Source organism: Polaromonas sp. P3_C2 (genome assembly GCF_056402675.1).
Genome location: NZ_JBFUGX010001269.1, coordinates 1 through 533 on the forward strand (window position 1 = coordinate 1; position 533 = coordinate 533).

Genomic DNA, 533 nt, shown 5'->3' on the forward strand with positions numbered 1-533 from the left:
GGCTTACCGGGCCATCAAACTCAAGGACTTTGCCGGTGCGAAGGCAATTTTCTCCGAGTCTGCAAAGTTTTACGACCTGACCGATTACCAGGTCAATTCAACGTTGACCTGCTATTTGCCTTACTACGCTTATGCGGCTGTCAAGGCGGGAGACACCTCAACTATTGAGAAGATGGTAAGCGGCACCGAGGTCTCCAGACAGGACTTTGACTACCAGCTGACCATGGCGATTCTTGCCGCAGCATCCGGCAAAAACGAGGAAGCGTTGCAATTTCTTCAACGCGCGCGGCACCTGCGTCCGCACACTGAGAAAAGGGCCTTGCTGACGCAGTACACCTTTGGAGAGATCTCCGAACTGGTGGCGGAAATGACCGGCAGCAGCAAGATCAGGGCCTTGGCGCTGGAGTGGGCCCAGAAAAGCCAGAAGTTCGAACCCTGGCAATCCTGGGCTTATGCACTGGAAGCCAGGTTGACCAGGAACCCTGCCGAGCGCAGGCGGGCCTTGGCGATGCTGTTTTACCTCGACCCTAAAT

General features: G+C 55.5%; 1 protein-coding gene. It reads left to right on the forward strand.

Features of this window, described 5'->3' with window-relative positions; all coding sequences use genetic code 11:
- Nucleotides 1-533 (forward strand): hypothetical protein (locus tag AC1DWI_RS26015; RefSeq protein ID WP_477726310.1); only part of this gene is annotated, 533 nt, incomplete at both ends.